This is a genomic window from Pseudomonadota bacterium (assembly GCA_023229365.1).
In the GTDB taxonomy this organism is placed as follows: Bacteria; Myxococcota_A; Polyangia; order JAAYKL01; family JAAYKL01; genus JALNZK01.
Map to the genome: position 1 here is coordinate 1 of JALNZK010000228.1, position 4,163 is coordinate 4,163.

Annotated in this window: 5 protein-coding genes; 1 reads left to right on the forward strand and 4 read right to left on the reverse strand. The window is 66.8% G+C overall.

What is annotated here, in order from left to right; translation table 11 throughout:
- Positions 1 to 950: ATP-dependent DNA helicase (locus M0R80_31465; GenBank protein MCK9464162.1), on the forward strand; the 950-nt coding region annotated here is incomplete at its 5' end.
- On the opposite strand, the gene M0R80_31470 is transcribed toward M0R80_31465, so the two are convergent.
- The 4 genes from M0R80_31470 to M0R80_31485 form a co-directional block, all read right to left on the reverse strand.
- A complete protein-coding gene (locus tag M0R80_31470; GenBank protein ID MCK9464163.1) occupies positions 947 to 1,168 on the reverse strand; it encodes a TIGR04563 family protein in 222 nt (73 codons plus the stop codon). The two genes, M0R80_31465 and M0R80_31470, sit on opposite strands and share 4 nt — an antisense overlap.
- 102 nt (positions 1,169 to 1,270) lie before the next feature.
- Positions 1,271 to 1,873, reverse strand: coding sequence for a polysaccharide export protein (locus M0R80_31475; protein MCK9464164.1), 603 nt, complete (start codon positions 1,871 to 1,873; stop codon positions 1,271 to 1,273).
- A 1-nt stretch (position 1,874) separates the two neighbouring features.
- Complete coding sequence (locus M0R80_31480; protein ID MCK9464165.1) at positions 1,875 to 3,197, reverse strand: hypothetical protein; 1,323 nt, start codon at positions 3,195 to 3,197, stop codon at positions 1,875 to 1,877.
- Positions 3,198 to 3,307: 110 nt separating this feature from the next.
- Positions 3,308 to 3,898 (reverse strand): hypothetical protein, encoded by a 591-nt coding sequence (locus tag M0R80_31485; GenBank protein MCK9464166.1) that lies wholly within the window; start codon positions 3,896 to 3,898, stop codon positions 3,308 to 3,310.
- Positions 3,899 to 4,163: the final 265 nt, after the last annotated feature.

Sequence of the window (4,163 nt, forward strand, 5' to 3'; positions counted from 1 at the left end):
GCGACGAGACGATCGAGCACGCCGCGGGGCGCTGCCACGACGCGCGCGGCGATCTCGCCGAGATCCTCGAGGGCCGCGATCGCGGCGGCGCCGCGGTGCGCTGGGTCGAGACGAAGGCGCGCTCGAACGCGGTCGGCGCCTCGCCCATCGACGTCGCCGAGCCGTTCCGCGAGGGCGTGCTCTTCCGCATCCCGTCGGCCGTCCTGACGAGCGCGACGCTCTCGACGGGCGGGGACTTCAAGTTCCTCCGGTCGCGGCTGGGGATCGACTTCGACGCGGACGAGCTCTCGTGCCCGACCCCGTTCGACTTCGGGCGCCAGGCGCGGCTGTACGTCCCGCGCGACCTCCCGGACCCGCGGGACGAGGAGTTCTTCGACCGCGCCGTCGCCGAGGCGCTCGCGCTGATCCGGTTGACGCGCGGCGGCGCCCTCGTGCTGTCGACCTCGACCCGCGGCATGCACGCCCTGCACCGGGGCTTCGCAGGAGAGGTGCCCGGGCCGCTCTACGTGCAGGGGGACGCGCCGAAGTCGAGCCTGCTCGAGCGGTTCACGGAGGATCCGGCGTCGGTGCTCGTCGCGACGACCAGCTTCTGGCAGGGCGTCGACATCGCCGGCGACGCGCTGCGCCTCGTCGTCATCGACAAGCTCCCGTTCGCCCCGCCCCAGGATCCGATCACGGACGCGCGCATCCGGCGGATCGAGGACGCGGCGGGCTCGCCGTTCACCGACTACCAGCTCCCGCAGGCGGCGCTCGCGCTCAAGCAGGGCTTCGGGCGGCTGATCCGGACGCGCCACGACCGCGGCATCGTCGCCGTCCTGGACACGCGGTTGTGGACGAAAGCGTACGGGCGGGTCTTCTTCGGCTCGCTGCCGCCGTGCCCGGTCGCGACGACCCTCGGGGAGCTCTCCGCGTGGTGGCGGGGCGGCACGGAGGAGGAGGCGCTCGGCTAGCCCTTCTTGTCCCCCTCCGGGCCCTCGTTCACCGACGGGTACTTCATGATCTCCTTGCGGGCGATCTTCCACGCCTTCTGCACGATCCAGGACAGCGAGCGGTCCTGCCGGTTCGCCTCGGCGATGATCTCGTTGAGCATCTCCTCCGGGAAGTAGAGGCTCTGCTTCCTCTTGTCCGAACGGCTGTCCACCTGCTTCTCGTTCTTGCTCATCTCCATGACCCCTCCGTGCTCCCATATGTAGCACTTGAACCTACAAGAGTTACACTATGCCACATCTCGGCAGGGGTCAACGTCCGTTTGCCCGGTCGGACGGCGGGATCAGAACACGCGCTGCGGCACGAACACGATGTCTCCCGGGCGGAGCACGAAGTTGGGCGTGCGCCCCTCGCCGATCGCCTCGACCGGCACGAGGAACTGCTTCTCGGCGCCGTTGATCACGCGCGTCACCGTCACGTCGTTCATCTTGGCCATCGGGGTGAAGCCGCCGGCGATGGAGATCGCCTCGACGATGCTCATCCCGTCGGCGTACTGGAACGTCCCGGGCTTGTTGACCTGCCCGAACACCGAGATCTTCTTGCTCGTGTACTCCTTGACGAAGACCGAGACGTTCGGGCTCTTGAGGAACTCCCCGTTCACGAGCCCGTCGGCGATCAGCCGCGTGACCTCGGTCGGCGTCATGCCCTGCACCGAGATCGTGCCCAGCAGCGGGTAGTCGATGCTGCCGTCCGAGGCGATGCGGTAGGTGCCGGTCAGCCCCTCCTCCCCGTACACGCGGACGTCGAAGACGTCGCCCGGGCCGAGCGTCGTGTCGGTCGGCGCCTCGTCGGGCCTGACCACGGGCGTCGTCGGGCGCACGCCGCTGCACGCCGCCGTGGCCGTCGCCGCCGCGAGCAAAACCGCCGCCGCGACGCGAACCCTCATTTCAGTAGAAGCCCTTGACCCCGAGGAACCCTTCGAATTTGTGGAACGAGGACTCGACGAACTGCGCCTCGTTGCCAGCCGTGGTCGGATCGTCGGGGTAGTTGTAGCCGAACTCCGTCACGTCGCCCGCGTAACGGGCCGAGGCGATGATCGACAGCCACGCCGTCATGCGGTACTCGAGCGTCAGCGTTGCGCCGATCCAGATGTCGACGCGGTCGGCGGTGTTGGGGGTCGCCCCGCCAACCGGCGCGGGCTGGTTGTACGTGGCGTACTGCCGGCCCGACACATCGCCCCGCAGCGTCGCGAGGAACACGCCGCCGAACAGCTGCGCGTACGAGACGTAGCCGCCGTTCTTGACGTAGTAGTTCGCGTAGTACGAGTCCACGAAGTCCCGCTCGCCGCCGACGCGGATGGTGGACACCGGCGTCGCGTAGAACATCAGCTCCGCCTGGGCGATGATGCCCGAGAAATTGGGGCCGCGCACGTAGTTGCTCACGCCGTACCCGGCGAGGAGCAGCAGGCCGAACTTGTTGGCGAGGAGGCCCTGCAGACCGAACAGAGACCGCACCGGGTAGGACGTCTCCTTGACCGAGTCGTCGCCCATGTAGAGGGTCGGGGTGAAGCGGATCCGGGACACGAGCGCGGTCTTCGGGAAGATCTTCCACGTGGTGAGCACGCGCACGTCGTGGGCGTGCCTGTTCGACTGCTCCGCCATCGTGTCGTCCTCGAAGAACATGAGCTGGAGCCGGTAGCCGGTCTCGATCGTGAGCGTGCCGCCGCCCGGGCGGATGCGCAGGCCGACGCCCGGGCTGAGATCGTGCCGGGCGCGCCCGGCGTCGTCGGAGGACTCGTACGCCTGCTGCGTGCGCAGGTACCCCAGATCCGCCAGGAAGCTGACCTTCCCCTCGGGAAACACGACGAGCTTGAGCCTGGTGTCGACCCCCAGCGCGTTCGCGCCGTTGATCTCGTTGACCGCGTCCTCGTCGGCGTCCCCGACCGGGAAGTGGTGATCGTAGTAGGTCGCGACACCGAGGTTGAACTGAGCCTTCGGCGCCGCGGTCCCGGCACCCTGCGGCCCCTGCTGTGCCGCCGTGCGGCGCGGCGTGCCGAGGTCGACGTACGGCGTGATGCGGAGGCGGACGGACTGGTCCTGGTTCTCCGACTCGTACAGGGAGTTGGTGTCGTACCCGGCCTCGAGCCCGAGGCCGAGGTGCAGCACGAGGGAGTCGCCGACCTGGATCCCCTTCCCCTCGGTCGATTGCCGGTCCTGGAGCCACTCCTGGGCGCCGGCCCCCGACGCGACGAGGAGCAACGATGTCGCCAACAGGCCAGCTGCGAATCCACGCATCAACTCACGCCTATCCGATACTCTCGTTGTATTCGATCCGCGATTGTCGACTCGCCCCAATAGTCATTCGCCCAGCAACAAGGCGCTCAGTAGTATCCGCTCGCGTGTATCGGTTGGTCGATGGCGATCGGAAAGTCCGTCGGCTCGGTCGGGTCTTCATCTGTGACGTCGTCGTCGATGGTGAGTATCGTCTCCGACTCGCCGACGACCACGTCCCCCTCCCCGATACAGTTCTCGGCCTCGGCCATCAGGCTCTGCACCCGCGAGATGTAGATCTTGAGAACCGTGAACTGCTGTTCGGCGCCCGACGTGTCGCCCTTCGACGACGCCTCGTCGAACAGCATCTTGCGCTCCTCGATGCCCTGGATGTTGACCTCCAGCTGCGTGAGCTTGTCCTCCAGGCAGGAGATCTTGATCGAGTCCTTCTCTTTTCTGGCCTGCTCGAGCATCGAAAGGACGCGCCTGTAGGCCTGCTGGGCCGCGCCCGCCTGCTCGCCGACCCACGCGATCTTCTGCGCTTGCGTCATCCGCTCTTCGCCCGCGGTGTCTTTCTCCTCGAACCACGCGTCGTCGGAGGCAGGCGTGGCCTTCTGCGCGGAGACATCGCTCAGCGCGACGGACAAGAACGCTGCGGTCACGACCCCTGCGGTGCGAAATCTCTTGGGAAGGCCGGTCATCCGTATAACTCCTCGTTGAAAACGTTTGTCCTTCTACACATCAGCTCAAGTTGCCGATCCTGGCACAAACGTTCAAACGAACAAACCAAGAACAATTACAACCACAACGGTCCGTTGTCCACTTGAAATCGCAGACTCCTAGGAGCCTGTTGCGCATAGACGCTCCGCAAGATCGACAAGCCTGAAGCCGAGTGCGAAGATCTCGGCATGACGAAGAGTTATCGGGAGTGGACGCCGACGCAGCGGTACCTGCTGCCGCCGTCGC